We start from the raw sequence: 18,654 nt of genomic DNA, 5'->3' as shown, positions 1-18,654 counted from the left end.
TTTATCGCAAGCACAGCACCTTACTGATTATGACTGCCGTCACATAGAGGCTGGTTTTTTGTCTCTTTACATCCACAAAAGAACAAGGTTTTTGGGCATCCTTCATTCCCCGCTTTAAGAACCAAAAGGGTCAGACTCGATTGATATCATCTATTTTCTTAAATAACTCTGAATGCCTATCTCCGCCACGTGACTTTGGTTGAACTTGCCTGGCAATTAAACGCTCTACTTTAGCCTTAAACCGGTCATCGCCAAGAACCCAGGCTTTATTTGTTGCGGCACGAATTTCCCCTATTACAGCTTCAGGGATATGCTGTAGAAATAATGCCTGATAACTTAGCCTGCAACCTTTAGGATTCTTTCCCAAAGCTTGATAAGTAGCATGGGGAGTTATCAACTCATTCTTCTCTCCCAAGGCATTAAACCGATAACTAGACCAAGAATACTCAGAAGGGTCTTTTACCATGTCTGCACGCACAGGATTTAATTCAATATACCGACTGCAGGTTAGCAAATAGCTTTCACTATCAATCAAAGTGGCCTTATAACGCCCTTCCCATAATGTGCCTGTTCGTTGGTACTGGAAGTTAAAATATTGGACATAATATCGACCGATATATTGCATCACTTTACTGATAGAATTTTCTGCATGTGGCGTTATCAATAAATGTACATGGTTTGTCATTAAGACATAAGCATGCAAATCACAGTCATATTTTTTACAAGCATCACCTAATTTTTGTAGATAATATTCATAGTCTTCATTCGATACAAAAATGTTATCGCGATTATTGCCTCGCTGAATTACATGCTGGGGTTGACCTTGAATAACAAACCGAGGGAGTCGTGCCATGTTTTCCAATTCCTGAATATTTTTAGTCTAGATTATAGTGGAGTATAGCACTTAAAGGACTTTCTATCGAGTCTGACCCTATAGAAAGGCGCGTTCTCATTTACTTATTTATAGGCTACTATAGCTCTCAATTAGCTCACCCCATTAAACCGTTAACTTTAGAAATATAAGTCCTTTATGAGATTGAAAGTTATTTTTTTGCTCCTTTATCTATGCTTTTTTATATCAGAACCTAGTCTTGCAAATGAGCAGCAAGGGTTTATTACAATTAAAGTTGATTTACAATCCCCCAAATCTCCACAAGCAGCGAAGATATGGCTACCGTATCCAGTCTCAGGGGAATATCAAGTAATAGAAGATATGGGTATTAAAGGTAATTTTGTAAACTCTAGCGTTTATAAAGAACCTAAAAGTGGAGTATTGTACTTATTTGCAGAATGGCCAAAAGAAGTCCACGAAAAAAATTTACAGCTAGGCTTTAAAGTAAGTACCAAAGAACGCCTAAATCGAAATTTACAAGATATCGGTGCGCCTGTCCCTGTTGAAATACAAAAATATTTGCAGACAGATTGGTGGATTCCCAGCGACGGGCGGGTTGTAGACATTGCTAATAGCATTAAAAAAGATAAAGCGGGTATTCTTGAAAAGGCACACGCTGTTTATGACTGGGTGGTTGAAAACACTTCGAGAGATCCCTCTGTTAGAGGCTGCGGCCTTGGTATTGTTGAAGTCACGTTAAGCAAATTAAGTGGAAAATGTGCAGATATTAGCTCTGTCTATGTGGCTTTAGCAAGAAATGTAGGTGTTCCTGCCAGAGAAGTTTTTGGTCTTAGGCTTGGTACAAAACCAGAGCAAGACATTACTGCTGATTATCATTGTTGGGCAGAATTTTACCTACCAGGTACAGGCTGGGTAGCTGTTGACCCCGCTGACGTAAGAAAAAAAATGCTGGTTGATGGCTTAGCATTAGCCGATGTAAAAGAGCTAAGAGAGTATTTCTTTGGTGCTGTCGATGCATACCGGATGGTTCTTGAAAGAGGAGGTAGAGGAATTACACTGCAGCCGGCCCAGCAATCTAAACCTGTTAATTATCTTATGTACCCGTATGCGGAAATTAATGGCAAAGAACTAGATTATTTTGACCCGGAAAGCTTTCGGTATTCGGTGCAATTTAAGCAACTATAGCAGGAAGAGATAGTCTAACACTTAAGTTTGACCGCGAGAGTTAGCTATTTTATTTTGATAAAAGTGTCGAAACCAACTCCATAAGAGGTGTATTCTGTTGATATTTTCTTTTTCTTGAATAATTCTGAATGCATATCCCCCACCCGGTTTCAATGCTGTTGGCTTAAGCCCTCTCTTGCTGGAGAGGGTTGGGTGAGGAGGATAAAATCAAGCATTTATAATCCCCTCATCCCAACCTTCTCCCTCTGGAGAAGGAGCCTATTCTTAAGTCAACATCATTGCCATCCGATTTTGGCTGAACTTGCTTAGTTATTAATCTCGCGACTTTTTTAAATATACTGATTTAGGAGAAAAATATGTCCGATATGATTTCAGGTAGTGGAACTTGCCTTTGTGATGCTGTTCGTATTACTGCCAAAACCATTAGCACAAGCGTAGGTGCGTGCCATTGTAATATATGTAGAAAATGGGGCGGCGGGCCTTTTCTATCTGTTGATTGTGGTACAGAAGTCTTGTTTGAAGGTGAGCAGAACATCTCTGTATTTAGTTCATCTGAATGGGCAGAGCGGGGCTTTTGCACTCAATGCGGAACTCACCTTTTTTACAGATTAAAAGAAACTAATCAGCACATAATGCCTGTAGGATTATTTTCTAATGGTGACCAGGCTTTCACTTTCGACCACCAAGTATTTATTGAGGAAAGGCCAGCATTTTACTGTTTTGCAAATAAAACAAATGATATGACGGGCGCTGAATTATTTGCTAAATACTTACCTATACCAGAGTAAACCATTAGCCTACTTAGGAACGCGCACGGAATAAGTTGAGCATCTGGCGCAGGATTTTTATTCGTATTCAAGATGTAGAAACAGGCGCATAGCCAGCTACGTAACAGTTTCTACAACGCAGAAGACGGATAAAAGGACAAGTCAGTTGCTTAAGTTATTTCGTGCGCGTTCCTTAGGAGCGAGAATTCAATAATACCCGAGTCTGACTTGTTCCTGCCTACGCAGGAATGACGTTTATTTTGACTCTACAAGCGTACTAGAAAAACAGTTTCGTAGCCTCACGGCGCCAGTTTTCCTAGTACGCTTGTGATGCCAAAATTCTGCGTCATACTTGCGGATATTATTTAATCCTCGCTCCTTAGTCTTAGGGAGATGGAAAGAAATAATCATCCAAACGAAGTAAGCTTGTGTCTCAATAATTTATAATAATGAATTCTGAATTTATTCTCACACTAGGCAGATAAGCTTGTTGATATTAACAGATAGCATTATAGGTTGGATTATAAATACAGCCCATCGTTTAAAAGGCTCGGTACGTCGTATATTCATGGCTGAAACGGTGGAGCTACTAGGCTCAGGTGGTGCAAGTATTGCTGAAGAAAAACTAGGATGGAATAGAGGCACTATCCGAAAAGGACAATATGAACTTGAAACTCAGCCCATAGAAGATAATTTTTCAGCGAGAGGGCGTAATAAAAGTGAAGAGCATTTTCCTCATCTACTTGATGACATAAAAAAAATTGCTGAACCGGAGTGTCAAACGGATCCCTCTTTTAATTCCTGTCGATTATATACCCGGCTAACGGCTAAAGAAGTTAGAAAACGTTTACTGGAGATTGATTATTACGATGAAAAAACATTACCTTGCTCAAAAACTATCAATACAAAATTAAATGACCTGAGTTACCATCCAAAAAAGGTACAAAAAACAAAGCCTCATAAGAAAATCAAGGAAACGGATGCAATTTTTGAACAAGTTCATTCAGTCAATGGAATGGCAGATATCAACCCAAAAGAGATTCGTATATCAATTGATGCCAAAGCAAGAATGAATATAGGAAATTTTTCACGGGGAGGACGAAATCGGGTTTTAACAAAAGCAGAGGATCATGATTTAGATGTTAAGGAAAAGTTAACTCCTTTTGGTTTTTATCTGCCTGAACATGATGATTTTTTCCTTTTCTTTACAGCAGGCTATGCCAGCAGTGATTTCATCGTTGACCGATTGGAAGAAATTTGGCCAGAAATTCAAGAAAAATATGGAGTAGATATTCTGACAATTAACGCTGACAATGGTATGGAGAACAGTAGCTCCAGAACTCAGTTTATAAAAAGGCTTGTGGAGTTTGCTGAAAAAAGCAACATAAAGATAAAACTGGCCTACTACCCTCCTTATCATAGTAAATATAACCCAATTGAACGAGTATGGGGAGCCTATGAAAATCATATTAGTGGCGACATAATGGATACAGTTGAAACAACTTTAAAATTTGCCAAAAGTATGACCTACAATGGCAAAGCACCTATTGTTAAATTAACAGAAAAAATATATGAAACAGGAGTAAAGGTAGGTAAAAAAGCAATGAAGACGTATTATCAGTTTGTTGACCGAATGCCATCGTTGGAGAAATGGTTTTTGACCATTTCTCCTGGTTGTTCTGGATGATTATTTCTTTCCATCTCCCTTAGCATTGGATAAACGAATGCATTAAATTGCTTAAACATTATTAAAAACAGCATCATTCGTTTAAAATAGATCAATTAAATAATCTACGCTGTTTATAATCAGGTACGGCTTTAAAAGCCCCGTGTTGCCATCATAAAATAAACCTCATGACACCAGAACAATTTCAATCTTATGCCGATCAAGGCTACAATCGCATTCCTATTGCACGTGAAGTGTTGGCTGATCTGGATACTCCGCTGAGTGCGTATCTTAAGTTAGCAGATGGTGCTTATTCCTATCTTTTTGAGTCGGTACATGGTGGAGAGCAGTGGGGGCGCTATTCTATTATCGGGCTACCGTGTCAATCAGTGATAAAAATTTTCGCTAATGAAATTCGTATCGAAGAATCAGGCGAGCTAGTAGAAAGCTTTGAGCACGATAACCCACTGGTCTGGATTGAAGAATTCAAGCAGCGGTTTAAAGTGCCAGATATCGATACACTGCCTCGTTTTAACGGCGGTCTGGTCGGCTATTTTGGCTATGAAACCATAGGTTATATTGAGCCACGACTCAAATCAAAGGGCAAGGAAGACCCGATAGGCAGCCCGGACATTTTATTGATGATCTCTGAAGAAATATTAGTCTTCGATAACTTATCTGGCAAAATGATGCTCTTAACGCATGCCGATCCAGCACAGGAAGATGCTTATCAGAATGCACAGGCGCGTCTTGATGATTTGATTATCAAGTTACGTGAAATCAAAGCAAAAACTAATAATGAGCACTCTCCCAAACACGTCAATGAAGCTGATTTTATCTCTGGCTTTACTGAACAAGGCTTTAAAGATGCGGTATTAAAAGCGAAAGAATATATTATTGCCGGGGATGTGATGCAGGTGGCTTTATCACAGCGTCTGTCGATTCCATTTGCGGCTGCGCCGATAGATTTATATCGTGCGTTACGCTGCCTGAATCCATCGCCTTATATGTATTACCTCAACTTGGAGGATTTTTATATTGTCGGCTCCTCGCCTGAAATTCTGGTTCGTCTAGAAGATGATATGGTTACCGTTCGACCGATTGCTGGTACTCGCCCACGCGGTAAGACGCCTGCTGAAGATATCGCTTTGGAAAAAGATTTATTATCCGACCCTAAAGAATTAGCAGAACACCTGATGTTAATTGACTTAGGGCGTAACGATGCAGGGCGTGTGTCCAAAATTGGTAGCGTAACACTCACCGATAAAATGATGATAGAGCGTTACTCACATGTCATGCACATCGTGTCCAATGTCACCGGGGATTTACAAGCTGATAAAGATGCCTTTGATGTGCTGGGGGCTACCTTCCCTGCCGGGACGGTAAGCGGAGCGCCTAAAATTAGGGCAATGGAAATTATTGAAGAGCTGGAGCCGGTAAAGCGCGGCGTATACTCAGGCGCGGTAGGCTATATATCCTGGTCGGGCAATATGGATACGGCAATCGCCATCAGGACGGCAGTGATAAAAGATAAAACCTTACATATACAAGCTGGAGCAGGGATCGTTTATGACTCAGTACCCCAGAATGAATGGGATGAAACAATGAACAAAGGGCGGGCAATTTTTCGTGCAGTTACCATGGCTGAAGCTGGATTAAACGGGGGCGGCTCATGAGTGCGTGTAAAGTTGTAATGGTCGATAATTATGACTCTTTTACCTACAATCTGGTGCAATATTTTGGCGAATTAGGTGCCGATGTCACGGTGGTACGTAATGATGAAGTCAGTATTGATGATATACGCGTCTTAAATCCGGATAAAATTGTTATTTCCCCGGGGCCTTGTACACCGAAAGAAGCTGGTATTTCTGTTGAAACTATTCTCGGTTTTGCCGGAAAATTACCGATTCTTGGTGTTTGTCTTGGGCATCAAAGTATTGGTCATGCTTTTGGCGGCAAAATAGTACATGCTAAAAGTATTATGCACGGTAAAGTTTCACCTGTTTACCATAATAATTGCGGTGTGTTTAAGGACTTGAATAATCCTTTTACGGCAACGCGCTATCATTCGCTGGTGATTGATCAGAATACATTACCAGACTGCCTTGAAGTCACTGCATGGACCCAGGATGCACAAGGAAATATTGATGAAATCATGGGCGTGCGCCATAAAGAGCTAGATATCGAAGGGGTGCAATTTCATCCCGAATCAATCTTGACTGAGCATGGTCACGATATGTTGCGTAATTTTCTGGAAAAATAAATCTAGGGTGCATGTTTTGCACCTTTTCGTTTGCGAAAAAAAACGGTGCGTAAAATGCACCCTACTAAAACAATGAATATACAAACGGCCTTACAAACAGCCCTGAATAAACAGGACCTTACTCGCGCTGAAATGCGTGATGTTATGCGTAGTATCATGAGCGGTGAGGCTAGCGCTTCCCAAATAGCAGGTTTTTTAATTGCCTTGCACTGCAAGGGCGAAACGATTGAGGAAATTATTGCTGCTACCGAAGTAATGCGTGAGCTGGCATCCAAAGTTACCATCCAGGGTGAGCATATTATTGATACCTGCGGAACAGGTGGCGATGGCGCGAATACTTTTAATATCTCAACGACCTGTGCATTTGTCGTTGCTGCGGCTGGAGGGACCGTTGCCAAACATGGTAATCGTTCGGTTTCCAGTCGCTCAGGTAGTGCAGATGTACTGGAAGCGGCTGGAGTTAATCTGGAACTATCTGCCGAGCAGGTTGCGCAATGTGTGAATAGCATCGGCGTAGGTTTCTTATTTGCGCAAAAGCACCATGGGGCAATGCGCCATGTCGCTGCTCCGCGTAAAGAAATGGGTGTGCGCACATTATTCAATTTACTGGGCCCATTGGCAAACCCAGCAGGTGCTCCCAACCAACTGATTGGCGTTTTTGACCAGCACTGGGTAGAGCCGCTAGCACATGTATTAAAAGTATTAGGAAGTGAACATGTATTGGTAGTCAATGCTGATGATGGTTTAGATGAAATCAGTATAGCGAGCAATACTTCGGTTGCTGAATTAAAGGCTGGAGAAATTAGCCGTTATTCCATTAGCCCAGAACAATTTGGCTTGCAACGGGCTGATTTATCAACACTTGCAGTCAATAGCGTAGAAGAAAGTTTGTCCGTGCTGCAGGCTGTGCTAGATAACCAGCCCGGCCCTGCACTAGATATTGTCGTGTTAAATGCCGGTGCCGCTATTTATGCCGCAAACCTGGTAGATTCACTCTCGGCAGGTATAACTAAAGCTCAGCAAGTGATCGCTTCAGGTGCCGCAAAAGCAAAGCTAAATGCATTAGTCAATTTTAAACCGGCCTAATTTTACTATTTCCTTAACCCTAGAAAAATCAGTTGCTCACGGTTTCTAGCACAAGTTATTGATTCCACTGCACTTCCAAAAAATTCCCGATTAACCTACGGGTGAATCTAAGATTTTTTGAAAGTATTATATTAATTCAATATCTTGCACTATAATTTTGCGCCCAACTGATTTTTCTAGGTTAATATACAAGGGCGTGGATTAGCCCGCTGTTACATAATTTGAAAAAATTGGCGGGCTAAAGCCACGCCCTACAACACAAATATACCTATGTCTGATACCCCCGATATTTTAAAAAAGATACTTGCAACTAAAGCAGAAGAAGTGGCAAAACGTAAAGCACGTATGTCCATTGCGAATCTAGCTGACATTATCAGCGATACTGAATTGCCACGTGGTTTTGCCCGGGCGCTGCAGGATAAGGCGGCGAATAAAAAGCCTGCGATTATTGCTGAAGTCAAGAAAGCTTCTCCGAGCAAAGGGGTGATCAGGGAGAATTTTAAGCCTATCGAAATTGCCCAGGATTATGCAATGAATGGAGCAACCTGTCTGTCCGTATTGACGGATAAAGAATATTTTCAAGGTGGCGAGGTTAATTTACAACTGGCTAGACAGGCCTGCCCTTTACCTGTATTGCGTAAGGACTTTATGATTGATCCTTATCAGATTCACGAGTCCCGGGCGTTAGGCGCTGATTGTATTTTATTAATTGTGGCGGCTTTGGCTGATGATCAAATGCATGAGTTAGCGGAAATGACAACGCAATTGGGCATGGATATACTGGTTGAGGTTCATGACCAGGTAGAAATGGAGCGAGCATTAAAACTGGATACGCCTTTGATGGGTATTAATAACCGTAATTTAAGAACCTTCGAAACGTCACTACAGACTACTCTTGAATTACAGGCGATGGTGCCTGAAGATCGTATGGTAATTACCGAAAGTGGTATTCACACGCCAGAAGACGTACGTTTAATGATAGATAATGGTATATACACATTCCTGGTTGGCGAAGCTTTTATGCGCGCCGAGCAACCTGGCGCAAAAATGCGCGAGCTTTTTTCTTTGTAGGTTGGGTAGAGGTACGAAACCCAACAATCTAGGCCCCCTTAAGCCCTCTCTTGCTGGAGGGTTGGGTGAGGAGAATAAAATCTACATTTATAATCCCCTCATCCCAACCTTCTCCCCCTGGAGAAGGAGCTTACTATTAAGTCAACAGCATTGGGCAAAAGACCCCGCTTCCGAATGGTCGATTTTCTGCCAATGATAAGTCGAAGGTATTTATTCCCCAGCAATACCTTGCTTAAAAAATTAGGCTTTGTATTTATCCATAGCTTTAATAATCGAAAGTGCTTCGGCGACAACAAGCTTGGCAGCGTCATCCAGTTCGTTATTTTTATAGATCTTCTCGAGTAATCCTTCTTCAACCAGGGCTTCTTTTATCCAGCGTTTGACCATTCTATAATTACCCGCAACTTTTGCTTCTTCGCCCGTTGCCGGGTTCTTCATCATAACGGTACGTAATTCAATTTTGGGCGCTGCTAATTTATTTGTTTTAGGTTCAGCTTTAGCTTTCGGCTTGGGTTGGGCTTTAGCTGGTTGGGGTTTTTCTGAAGGAGTAGGTTTTGCAGCTGTGACAATTTCTTCAACAGCTTTCGATTCATTGTTTGTTGATTCAGGCTCAATCGGCTTATCTACTTCTTCAGTGTTACTCTGGACTTCACTGTCAGGGCTTTTAAACATAAGGTACCCTACATACACTATAACTAAAACAAATATGATCTCAAACATGCCTCTTCTCCCAAGTTTATTATTATTTTGAATGTGTAAAGTTGGAGTATAGGTCAAACTTACTAATTACACCAGAATCTATTGTATATAGACCCAGACAGAAAGATTCCCGGCTCAATAATTAATTTCAACTCCAGAATTAATCTTCGGTTTTATGGCAATAGAATCCTAGAAAAATCAGTTGCTCACGTTTTCTAGGACAAGCTCTTGATTCCACCGCACTTCCAAAAAATGTCCGCTTAACCTCAGACCACCTGAACTCTAGGATAATAACTTGATACCAATGATTAACAGGTAGGTTGGCGCTGAGTATACGAAGCCCAACAATCACTGTGCAATATCATGTTGGGCTTCGTATACTCAGCGCCAACCTTGTATTTTAGTGTCATCTAATTATCTTGTGAAAACGGTAAGTTTTTGATTTATTTATGTCGAGATCAGGTGTTCTGAACCCACGGCTAATTTGTTCTAGCTATAAAGGGTAAGCATGGTAATGAGTTACACCCCAAGATGAACAAACCCATGAAAAGCATGTATAGTTTCTATCCAGTTTCTTGAGATAAAACGATGCAACTCAACCAAATATCAGTCAGGCCCATTTTAAAGCAAGAAGAACCAAAATATCAGGATTTGATGGAGGCCCAGCATTACTTAGGTGCTATTCCAAAAATTGGTGAAACCCTTTGGTATGTGGCCTATTCTGAAACAGAATGGATTGCACTGATCAGCTTTTCGGCCGCCGCATTAAAGTGTGCGGCTCGTGATAGCTGGATAGGATCAGACATCTTGATTCGCTATCCTGAAAGAAATCCATTAAAACTTAAACTAGGCAATATAATTAAAGGGTTAGGGAATTATTGTCAAATGATTGATATTTTCAGCTAAAGAAATGAAAACGGTACTCATTTAGGTTAAACTAAGCCCTCATATCATACGAGGTATTCAATTAATGCAGCAACTCATGCTCCCAATAATTCCTCAGGGTACGACTATTATAAATGGTCAGGTCAGTGTTGATAACCGAAATGATGAGTGGTTTTATTTCCTCGGCGGTATCCCGATCTATTCTCACCAGGCTGACAATAAGAGATTATTTAGACTTCACACCTCTCAACTCATCAATACCGGCTCCTGTCGTTCAATCGATATTATTACAACCTTTGGTGTCTCTAAAAGTAGTGTTATGCGCTCATTAAGGCAACTACGAGAAAAAGGGGCTGATTCGTTTTTTGAACCTCGCCCGACTCGCAAGGGAGGACCACTCTTTACGCTTGAGGTTTTGCAGCAAGCTCAGGAATATCTGGATCAAGGTATGACGCCTAACGAAGCCGCTAAAGAATTAGGCATCCGGGCAGATACCTTTCGCAAGGCGATCAGTGATGGACGTTTAAAAAAAAGTCTGCCGTATCAATAGACCCCAATGATGGCAGTACCAAATCAGCCCGTGATATTATTGATGCCAGTGCAGCCGAGTCACTCGGTACGGCCTGCACTCGAGTAGAAGAGCGAATCCAGGCGGCTTTGGGTGAGCAGGAAAAGGGAGCCTCAATCGAATTCGAATCCTGTTTAGATGTTCCTAAAGGCGGTGTGTTATGTGCATTGCCCGCGTTACTTAGCAATGGCTTATTAAATGACATTGAGCACCACCTTGGCAAACTGACAGGTTATTATCAAACCTTTCATATCCTATTGCTACTCGCCTTTATGGGACTATGTCGCATCAAAAATGCCGAACAACTTCGCGAGCATGCACCGGGTGAATTCGGCAAACTACTTGGCCTGGATCGGGTTCCCGAAGTGCGCTGTTTAAGAACCAAAGTAAAAGGACTGTCTGATCCAGAATCAGTTGAAAGCTGGGCGGCCGACCTCAGTCGACAATGGATGGAAAATGAACCAGAGGCAGCAGGAACACTCTACATAGATGGTCATGTCCGTGTCTATCATGGACACTTGACTAAACTTCCCAAACGGCATGTTTCACGCGAAAAACTCTGCTTACGGGGTATCACCGACTACTGGGTTAATGATGGTACGGGGCGTCCCTTCTTTGTCGTTGAAAAAACGGTGGATCCGGGCTTACTAAAAACGCTGGAAGAAGATATCGTCCCCCGATTACTCAAAGACATTCCGAATCAACCGAGTGCACAAGCATTACAGCAAAACAAACAAGCCTGTCGTTTTATCCTGGTGTTTGATAGAGAAGGCTATAGCCCCGCATTCTTTAGAAAGATGTGGGACAAGCATCGTGTCGCTTGCATGACCTATCATAAATTTCCCACCGAAAATTGGCCACTGGACAATTTTTCCAGTCAGGAGATCACCCTACCGAGTGGTGAAAAAGTCATCATGAAACTCGCCGAACGAGGCAGTCTGGTTGGAACCAAAAAACAGGCGATGTGGATGAGAGAAGTGCGCAAGTTGACTGATTCTGGTCACCAAACCAGTATTATTACCACAGCCTATGAACTAGAGTTGACGGCTGTTTCTGGGCGAATGTTTAGCCGGTGGTGCCAAGAGAACTTTTTTAGATATATGAAGCACCACTATGGGCTAGATATGCTACAGGAGTATGGAATAGAGCCACTATCCGATACCCAAAAGGTGGTCAACCCTGATAGGCGCCAACAGGAAGGACAGCGTAATTCGATACAATCCAAACTCAATTACCGTCTATCTCGATTTGCAGCGATGGAACTTCATCCGGTGATTAAAAAAGATGAAACGGAAGATGTGAAATACAAGAAATGGGAAAGAAAACGAGCAGAATTACTCGAAGAAATAGAGCATTATGAAAATGAACTAAAAACCATCAAGGAAAAACTAAGCCAAACGCCCAAACACATTACCTGGCAAGAGTTGAGAGACGAAGATAAGTTCGAACAGCTTCTGCCAGGGAAAAAGCGGCTGATAGATACTGTCAACATGATCGCTTATCGGGCAGAAACAGCAATGGCCGCTCTGCTAACCTCACCGACAATCGATTTTCCGATGGCAAGGCAACTATTACAAACGCTGTTTGTGACAGAAGCAGATATATTACCCGATGAAGTAAAAAAACAACTTCGGATACGTGTGCATAGTACTTCCCGACCTGCAAGTAATAAAGCAATAGAAAAGTTATTTGAACAACTCAATCAAACGGAACTCAATTATCCAGGAACCGATCTGCGCTTAATTTATGAGCTGACTTCATCCGCAAAAAATTAGGAAATGGTCTCAAATTAGTTTCGTCTGAATCAAGATGTCTGAGGATGGAGTTATCGCCACCAAACGGGCCGCTTAAAACTGATTGCCAACAACAGCCGTTTTTTGATATTACCGACGAGGCATGATAAAAACCTAGGATCACGCCTCCTTTCACTGTGCCTTAAACGCTTATCCAATGATTGGGTTGAAAAGTATGGACACCCTATTTTGTTGGTCGAGACCTTTGTCGATCCAAAGCGATTTCATGGAGGTGTTTATCGAGCCAGTAACTGGCAGGCTATTGGTTACACGAAAGGGTTTCGCAGGGTAACAGACGGTTACTCTGCTCAAACAGAGCACAAAAAGCTGATTTTCGTTAAGCCACTTCATCGTCGAGCACAATCTGTTTTATCTCACACTATATTAAGTCATCATTTTTTATTAGGTGAGGTAAAAATGAAAATAACGCGTCATCAAATGCGTTCATTACCGGATTTCTTCAAGGAAATTAATGATCCCCGTAGAGCCCAAGGGCGACGCCATAGAATACAGACTGTTCTGGGAATAGCCGCTGGAGCTGTGTTATGCGGCATGAGGAGCTATGAATCTATTTTTGACTGGGCTGAAAGCTTATCTCAAAAGTCCAGAGCGCATTTTCGTTGCCGTTATGATAAAGGCCGTTATGTGATTCCAAGCCTAAGCATTTTTAGAAATATCTTAGTAAGAGTAGACCCGAATGAACTTGACGCAGCCTTTAATGCCTGGAACAAAGCCTATGCCCAGGATGACAACTCACTCGCAATAGATGGCAAAGTCATGTGTAATGCGATTGATGAATCAGGGTGCCAAACACAAATAATGAGTGCTGTTGGGCATACCACAGGAATTTGCTACGCCCAAAAAAAGTAGGTACTTTGCCTGTTGGAGATGGGTCGGATGAAGTTAAGCAAACCAATGAAATAACATTTGCTCCGAAATTATTAGATACACTACCGATTGAAAATAAAGATATCACCAGCGATGCTTTGCACACCCAGATTGAATTCGCGCGTTATTTAGTAGAACAACGAAAAGCGCATTATTATTTTAGTGTCAAAGGAAACCAGCCGACACTGCTTGATGATATTACCACCTACTTTTCAAATGATAGCCGTTTGGCAGATTATGAAGACAAAGTGTCTGTCGGGCACGGACGAATTGAGATTCGTAGAATCTGGGTCACATCGGAATTAAGTGAGTATGTATTATTCCCTCATGTTGCCCAGGTTTATCGCATAGAACGAGAAATAACGGACAAGAAAAGTGGAAAAACATCACTTGCGACCGCTTACGGTGTGACCAGCAGAACAAAAAAAGACGCAGATCCGAAAACCATCTTATATAAAGTTCGAGGTCACTGGTCTATTGAAGTCAGTCATTATATTATTGACTGGGTTTTTGATGAAGATCGCTCAACAATTCGTACCGGTTATGGCCCTGAGAACATGACCCGTCTTAGGCGCTTTGCTATCGGATTAATAAAATCAAAAGTTGAGAAAGGGATTTCAAAGAAAATGAGGCAACTCAATAAGAATACCAGAGCTGTTTTAGACTATTTGAAAATTACAAAAAATACCAGGAGGCCTTGTGCCGCATAAGGTTTAGAATATGAACAAATTAACCCTGGTTCTGAACCTATGGGTGAAGCTAAAATTTATTGAAAGTGTTACATTAATTCCATATCTTGCACTATAAATTCGCGCTCAACTGATTTTTTCTAGGATAATGTAGTAGAAGCCCTGAGCAGAAGTGAATAATGATTGGCTATCACGAGCTGGATGTGGAACATGCTTGTGTAGCAAGTTGATTATTGAACTGTGAATAGGAAACATAGTTCCTTATCAATCAGTTGCATAAAATGGCGCGCCCGAGACGATTCGAACGTCCGACCCCTGCCTTCGGAGGGCAGTACTCTATCCAGCTGAGCTACGGGCGCTTATTTTGAAGTCAGTATTTTAACGTATCAGCGAGTTTTACGATAGCATCGATTTCAAATGTGCCAGATTCGCTTTGCCGCGTACTTTCTGCTCGGCTTCATCAACCGGTTTTTTACTCGGCCACTCTAAATCTTCTTCTGGCAATTCGGCTAGAAAACGACTGGGTTCGCTTTCTGTAATATCGCCGTAACGCTTACGATGGGTACAATAACTAAAGGTACAGGTGTGTTGTGCACGGGTTATTCCTACATAAGCCAGGCGGCGTTCTTCTTCTATATTGTCAGTATCGATACTGTTTTGATGAGGCAGAATATTTTCTTCGATACCAATTAAAAATACATGCGGAAACTCCAGACCTTTAGCCGCATGCAACGTCATTAAACTAACCTGATTATCCGCCTGCTCATCCTGATTACGATCCAGTATATCCATTAATTGTATTTTAGCAACAATTTCATCCAAGCCTTTTTCCGCTCCATTTTCAGTATCACTTTTTGCAATTCGCTCAAGCCATTCAACCAGTTCAGTGACATTTTTAATTTTACGTTCTGCAGCCTGCGGCGTATTGCTGTTTTCATGTAACCATTGGTGGTAATTAATCTGCTGTATAAAACTGTTCATTTCAGCAAATGTATCACCGGATTGCATGGCTGCTGCAGTCCGGTTTGTCCATTCACAGAATTTTTGTAAGCGAGCGAGTGCTGCCTGGGGGAGCTTTTCTCTAACGCCCATTTCTGCGCAGGCACTGAACAGGCTGATTTGACGTTCATTAGCATAAGCACCCAGCTTTTCTAATGTGGTCGGGCCAATTTCACGACGCGGGGTGTTAACTATGCGTAGAAAAGCGGCATCATCATCTGGATTGACAAATAATTTTAGATAACTGAGGATGTCTTTAATTTCTGCATAGGCAAAAAAGGAAGTGCTACCATTAATAAAATACGGCACATCAAACTCACGTAAGCTTCGTTCAAATAACCGTGATTGGTGATTACCTCTATATAGAATGGCGTAATCGCCAAACTCTGCGCCAGTTTTAAATTTATGATGCACGATTTCCGAGACGATTTGCTTGGCTTCTTCATTATCATTTTTATGCGTTAATACGCGCAGTGGCTCGCCAAAGCCCATATCGCTCCAGAGTTTCTTTTCAAACGCATGTGGGTTATTGGCAATTAGCTGGTTAGCTACTTTTAATATACGGCCAAAGGAGCGGTAATTTTGCTCCAGTTTAATCACCGTTAAGCGTGCATAATCTTTTTGCAGTTGTGCCAGGTTTTCTGGCTGCGCACCCCGCCATGCATAGATAGACTGGTCATCATCACCGACGACTGTAAATTTCCCTAGCTTGCCAACCAATAATTTCACCAGTTGGTATTGGGTGATATTGGTATCCTGATATTCATCAACCAATAAGTAACGAATTTTATTTTGCCATTTCTCCAGAATCTCGGCGTGGTTTTGCAATAGTAAGACCGGCAATAAGATTAAATCATCAAAATCCACAGCGTTGTATGCTTTTAAACTGCGAGTATAGTCAGCATAGATTTGTGCTGCGACACTCTCTTCACCACTAGCCTGACTGAAAGCTTGTTCGGGAGTGATAAAAGCATTTTTCCACTGGCCTATTTTGGCGCAATACATATCCACGCTATCACTATCGTAATTTGCATTGCCATGGGTAATCAGGTTTTTCAGTAGAGTGATTTTATCCTGTTCGTCAAATAAAGAAATGCCTGCCTTATATTGCAAAGTTTTATGTTCTTTGCGCAATATATCCAGACCCAGTGAATGGAAGGTTGAGACCCGCAGGCCGCGCAGTTGTTTATCATCTAATAATTCACTCACCCGTTGTTTCATTTCCCGCGCGGCTTTATTGGTGAAAGTTAAGGCAGCAATATGCCTTGCAGGCAAACCTTGCTTAATCAGGTAAGCTATTTTTTCGGTGATTACGCGGGTTTTACCACTACCGGCACCTGCCAGGACGAGTAAAGGATGATCGATGGTTTTTACGGCACGTTGTTGTTCGGGGTTGAGTTTTGGCATTAAGGTTGGCGGTCTAGTTTGCGGTAGCCGATGGCTTCACTTAAATGGGGGATTTCTATTTGTGCTGAGCCTGCTAAATCGGCGATAGTACGCGCCAGTTTTAATATTCGGTGGTAAGCGCGATGAGACAAGCCAAAGCGGTTCATTGCCTGTTCGAGTAATTGATGTCCTTTCTCGGACAATGTACAAATCTGCTTTACTTCTGCTGCTGTGAGTTTACTATTCGCTTTGCCCGAGCGTGCCATAGCAATATTACGCGCCTGGATTACCCGCTGGCGTATGCTTGCACTGCTTTCTTCGCCTTCAGGCGAGCCTTTGCGTAGCACTTCATGCGATACACGGGGAACTTCAAGGTGCATATCAATTCGGTCTAATAAGGGGCCGGAGATTTTACCACGGTAGCGGGAAACTTGTTCCGAAGTACAATGACAACGACCTGAAGAGTCACCCAGATAACCACAAGGGCAAGGATTCATTGCGGCAATCAGCTGGAATCGTGCCGGAAAATCTGCTTGTCGAGCCGCACGGGAAATAGTGATATGCCCAGTTTCTAAAGGCTCGCGCAAGACTTCCAGTACTTTGCGATCAAATTCTGGTAGCTCATCGAGAAATAATAAACCATTATGCGCCAGAGATATTTCTCCAGGCTGAGGATTACTGCCACCACCGACTAAAGCGGGCGCAGAAGCCGTATGATGAGGCGCTCTGTACGGAGGTTTCAGCCAGTTATGTGCATCAAAACGGGTATCACTAATTGAAACAATCGCGGCGCTTTCCAGGGCCTGTGCTTCGGTTAACTGCGGTAAAATACTGGGTAAGCGAGATGCCAGCATGGATTTTCCCGTACCTGGTGGACCTAGCATCAAGATGTTATGTAAACCTGTTGCAGCAATTTCTAACGCACGTTTCACGTGGAACTGTCCTTGAACATCGGCAAAGTCCAGATCGAGACTATGTATTGCACTGTCGGGTATTTGAGCTGCTTGAGTAGGGAGCCTTTGCTGGCCATTTAGATGCGCGCAAATTTCTAATAAATGTTGTGCAGGGAAGAGTTCTGCATTTTGTACCAATGCAGCTTCTGATACATTTTCTAATGGTAAAAACAAGGCTCTCTCGGCATCTCGCGCTTGCAGTGCAACAGGCAATACACCATTGACACTACGCAGTTCACCTCCCAGGGATAGCTCGCCTATGCTTTCATATTTGGCAAGCTCCATAGTCGAAATTTGCCCTGATGCGGCGAGAATGCCGAGTGCAATCGGTAAATCAAAGCGTCCGCCTTCTTTGGGTACATCTGCAGGGGCCAGATTGATAGTAATGCGTTGCATAGGAAACTGGAAATGCGAGTTAATAATTGCACCCCGTACGCGATCTTTACTTTCCTTAACGGCTGTTTCTGGCAAACCCACCAGATTTAGCGCTGGCAAGCCATTGGAGATGTGCACTTCCACTGTTACCAAAGGCGCATTAATTCCCGATCGACCTCGACTATAGGCAATGGCAAGTGACATCCTGAATTCCTTGACGGTTGATTAAAGTGTAAAGTATAAACTCTTATTCAGTGGGTTCACACACCTTTTATTCTGCTGCTTTTATAAACCTAAAAACCGCAGTTGAACGCTAAAAAACACTCTAAGTATTTGAATGTAAATCATAATTACCGTAACAACTTATCACCTGCAGGGTGAACAGACTCCGCTTCACGGTTTTGTGAATAAATCTGAGCGCGAAATACTGCGTTACAGCTATTGCCAAGGACTACGGCCATTGCCTGCTAGCTGTGCCTTGTCTTTCGCACTCAGATTTTCCACAAAATCCTTGCTCAACTGTGGTTT

17 protein-coding genes, 1 tRNA gene and 1 pseudogene are annotated in these 18,654 nt (G+C 42.3%); 13 read left to right on the top strand and 6 right to left on the bottom strand.

Going from position 1 to position 18,654, the window contains the following annotated elements:
* Positions 1 to 20: 20 nt before the first annotated feature.
* Positions 21 to 86 (bottom strand): CDGSH iron-sulfur domain-containing protein, encoded by a 66-nt coding sequence (locus ACQY3F_RS22045; RefSeq protein WP_428357786.1) that lies wholly within the window; start codon positions 84 to 86, stop codon positions 21 to 23.
* Between the two features lie 44 nt (positions 87 to 130).
* On the bottom strand, positions 131 to 853 hold the full coding sequence (locus ACQY3F_RS22040; protein WP_428357258.1) for a transposase: 723 nt from the start codon (positions 851 to 853) through the stop codon (positions 131 to 133).
* 183 nt (positions 854 to 1,036) lie between these two features.
* On the opposite strand from ACQY3F_RS22040, the gene ACQY3F_RS22035 reads away from it, so the two are divergent.
* The 7 genes from ACQY3F_RS22035 (at position 1,037) to trpC (ending at position 8,891) form a co-directional block, all read left to right on the top strand.
* Positions 1,037 to 2,038, top strand: coding sequence for a transglutaminase-like domain-containing protein (locus tag ACQY3F_RS22035; protein ID WP_428357256.1), 1,002 nt, complete (start codon positions 1,037 to 1,039; stop codon positions 2,036 to 2,038).
* A gap of 356 nt (positions 2,039 to 2,394) precedes the next feature.
* Complete coding sequence (locus ACQY3F_RS22030; RefSeq protein WP_428357254.1) at positions 2,395 to 2,826, top strand: GFA family protein; 432 nt, start codon at positions 2,395 to 2,397, stop codon at positions 2,824 to 2,826.
* Positions 2,827 to 3,295: 469 nt separating this feature from the next.
* Positions 3,296 to 4,492 (top strand): ISAzo13 family transposase, encoded by a 1,197-nt coding sequence (locus ACQY3F_RS22025; protein ID WP_428352931.1) that lies wholly within the window; start codon positions 3,296 to 3,298, stop codon positions 4,490 to 4,492.
* Positions 4,493 to 4,659: 167 nt separating this feature from the next.
* Positions 4,660 to 6,147 (top strand): anthranilate synthase component I, encoded by a 1,488-nt coding sequence (trpE, locus tag ACQY3F_RS22020; RefSeq protein ID WP_428357253.1) that lies wholly within the window; start codon positions 4,660 to 4,662, stop codon positions 6,145 to 6,147.
* The gene (locus tag ACQY3F_RS22015) at positions 6,144 to 6,734 is read left to right on the top strand and encodes an anthranilate synthase component II (protein ID WP_428357252.1); all 591 of its coding nucleotides are present in this window, start codon (positions 6,144 to 6,146) and stop codon (positions 6,732 to 6,734) included. The genes trpE and ACQY3F_RS22015 overlap by 4 nt, the downstream gene beginning before the upstream one ends.
* A gap of 72 nt (positions 6,735 to 6,806) precedes the next feature.
* The gene (trpD, locus tag ACQY3F_RS22010; protein WP_428357785.1) at positions 6,807 to 7,820 is read left to right on the top strand and encodes an anthranilate phosphoribosyltransferase; all 1,014 of its coding nucleotides are present in this window, start codon (positions 6,807 to 6,809) and stop codon (positions 7,818 to 7,820) included.
* Between the two features lie 270 nt (positions 7,821 to 8,090).
* The gene (gene trpC / locus ACQY3F_RS22005; protein ID WP_428357250.1) at positions 8,091 to 8,891 is read left to right on the top strand and encodes an indole-3-glycerol phosphate synthase TrpC; all 801 of its coding nucleotides are present in this window, start codon (positions 8,091 to 8,093) and stop codon (positions 8,889 to 8,891) included.
* Positions 8,892 to 9,131: 240 nt separating this feature from the next.
* On the opposite strand, the gene ACQY3F_RS22000 is transcribed toward trpC, so the two are convergent.
* Complete coding sequence (locus ACQY3F_RS22000; RefSeq protein WP_428357249.1) at positions 9,132 to 9,611, bottom strand: hypothetical protein; 480 nt, start codon at positions 9,609 to 9,611, stop codon at positions 9,132 to 9,134.
* 567 nt (positions 9,612 to 10,178) lie between these two features.
* Here ACQY3F_RS22000 and ACQY3F_RS21995 point away from each other — a divergent pair.
* The 6 genes and pseudogenes from ACQY3F_RS21995 (at position 10,179) to ACQY3F_RS21970 (ending at position 14,434) form a co-directional block, all read left to right on the top strand.
* Entirely contained in the window at positions 10,179 to 10,496 is a 318-nt protein-coding gene (locus ACQY3F_RS21995) for a Druantia anti-phage system protein DruA (RefSeq protein WP_428357247.1), read from the top strand.
* A gap of 64 nt (positions 10,497 to 10,560) precedes the next feature.
* Positions 10,561 to 11,025, top strand: a complete 465-nt coding sequence (locus ACQY3F_RS21990; protein WP_428353676.1) for a hypothetical protein — start codon at positions 10,561 to 10,563, stop codon at positions 11,023 to 11,025.
* Complete coding sequence (locus ACQY3F_RS21985; protein ID WP_428357611.1) at positions 11,022 to 12,818, top strand: putative transposase; 1,797 nt, start codon at positions 11,022 to 11,024, stop codon at positions 12,816 to 12,818. The genes ACQY3F_RS21990 and ACQY3F_RS21985 overlap by 4 nt, the downstream gene beginning before the upstream one ends.
* 54 nt (positions 12,819 to 12,872) lie before the next feature.
* Positions 12,873 to 13,106 (top strand): annotated as a pseudogene (locus ACQY3F_RS21980) (Druantia anti-phage system protein DruA); the annotation flags it as partial.
* A 147-nt stretch (positions 13,107 to 13,253) separates the two neighbouring features.
* Complete coding sequence (locus ACQY3F_RS21975; protein ID WP_428352932.1) at positions 13,254 to 13,706, top strand: transposase family protein; 453 nt, start codon at positions 13,254 to 13,256, stop codon at positions 13,704 to 13,706.
* Positions 13,685 to 14,434 carry an ISAs1 family transposase gene (locus ACQY3F_RS21970; RefSeq protein ID WP_428357245.1) on the top strand — a complete coding sequence of 250 codons (750 nt, stop codon included), beginning with the start codon at positions 13,685 to 13,687 and terminating at the stop codon, positions 14,432 to 14,434. The genes ACQY3F_RS21975 and ACQY3F_RS21970 overlap by 22 nt, the downstream gene beginning before the upstream one ends.
* A gap of 261 nt (positions 14,435 to 14,695) precedes the next feature.
* On the opposite strand, the gene ACQY3F_RS21965 is transcribed toward ACQY3F_RS21970, so the two are convergent.
* The 3 genes from ACQY3F_RS21965 to ACQY3F_RS21955 form a co-directional block, all read right to left on the bottom strand.
* Positions 14,696 to 14,772 (bottom strand) — tRNA-Arg (locus ACQY3F_RS21965).
* 37 nt (positions 14,773 to 14,809) lie between these two features.
* Entirely contained in the window at positions 14,810 to 16,819 is a 2,010-nt protein-coding gene (gene rep, locus ACQY3F_RS21960) for a DNA helicase Rep (RefSeq protein WP_428357244.1), read from the bottom strand.
* Positions 16,819 to 18,330, bottom strand: coding sequence for a YifB family Mg chelatase-like AAA ATPase (locus ACQY3F_RS21955; protein ID WP_428357243.1), 1,512 nt, complete (start codon positions 18,328 to 18,330; stop codon positions 16,819 to 16,821). The genes rep and ACQY3F_RS21955 overlap by 1 nt, the downstream gene beginning before the upstream one ends.
* Positions 18,331 to 18,654 lie beyond the last annotated feature (324 nt).

The organism is Methyloprofundus sp. (assembly GCF_965251085.1).
Lineage (GTDB): Bacteria > Pseudomonadota > Gammaproteobacteria > Methylococcales > Methylomonadaceae > Methyloprofundus.
Note: the sequence above shows the minus strand (reverse complement) of the source record. Positions and strands in the feature narration are given on the sequence as shown.

Coding starts and splice junctions, on each gene's coding strand:
- ACQY3F_RS21995 (WP_428357247.1), top strand. CDS start 10,179: ATGCAACTCAACCAAATATCAGTCAGGCCCATTTTAAAGCAAGAAGAA.
- ACQY3F_RS22040 (WP_428357258.1), bottom strand. CDS start 853: ATGGCACGACTCCCTCGGTTTGTTATTCAAGGTCAACCCCAGCATGTA.
- trpE (WP_428357253.1), top strand. CDS start 4,660: ATGACACCAGAACAATTTCAATCTTATGCCGATCAAGGCTACAATCGC.
- ACQY3F_RS22000 (WP_428357249.1), bottom strand. CDS start 9,611: ATGTTTGAGATCATATTTGTTTTAGTTATAGTGTATGTAGGGTACCTT.
- ACQY3F_RS22015 (WP_428357252.1), top strand. CDS start 6,144: ATGAGTGCGTGTAAAGTTGTAATGGTCGATAATTATGACTCTTTTACC.
- ACQY3F_RS22030 (WP_428357254.1), top strand. CDS start 2,395: ATGTCCGATATGATTTCAGGTAGTGGAACTTGCCTTTGTGATGCTGTT.
- trpD (WP_428357785.1), top strand. CDS start 6,807: ATGAATATACAAACGGCCTTACAAACAGCCCTGAATAAACAGGACCTT.
- ACQY3F_RS21975 (WP_428352932.1), top strand. CDS start 13,254: ATGAAAATAACGCGTCATCAAATGCGTTCATTACCGGATTTCTTCAAG.
- trpC (WP_428357250.1), top strand. CDS start 8,091: ATGTCTGATACCCCCGATATTTTAAAAAAGATACTTGCAACTAAAGCA.
- ACQY3F_RS21990 (WP_428353676.1), top strand. CDS start 10,561: ATGCAGCAACTCATGCTCCCAATAATTCCTCAGGGTACGACTATTATA.
- ACQY3F_RS21955 (WP_428357243.1), bottom strand. CDS start 18,330: ATGTCACTTGCCATTGCCTATAGTCGAGGTCGATCGGGAATTAATGCG.
- rep (WP_428357244.1), bottom strand. CDS start 16,819: ATGCCAAAACTCAACCCCGAACAACAACGTGCCGTAAAAACCATCGAT.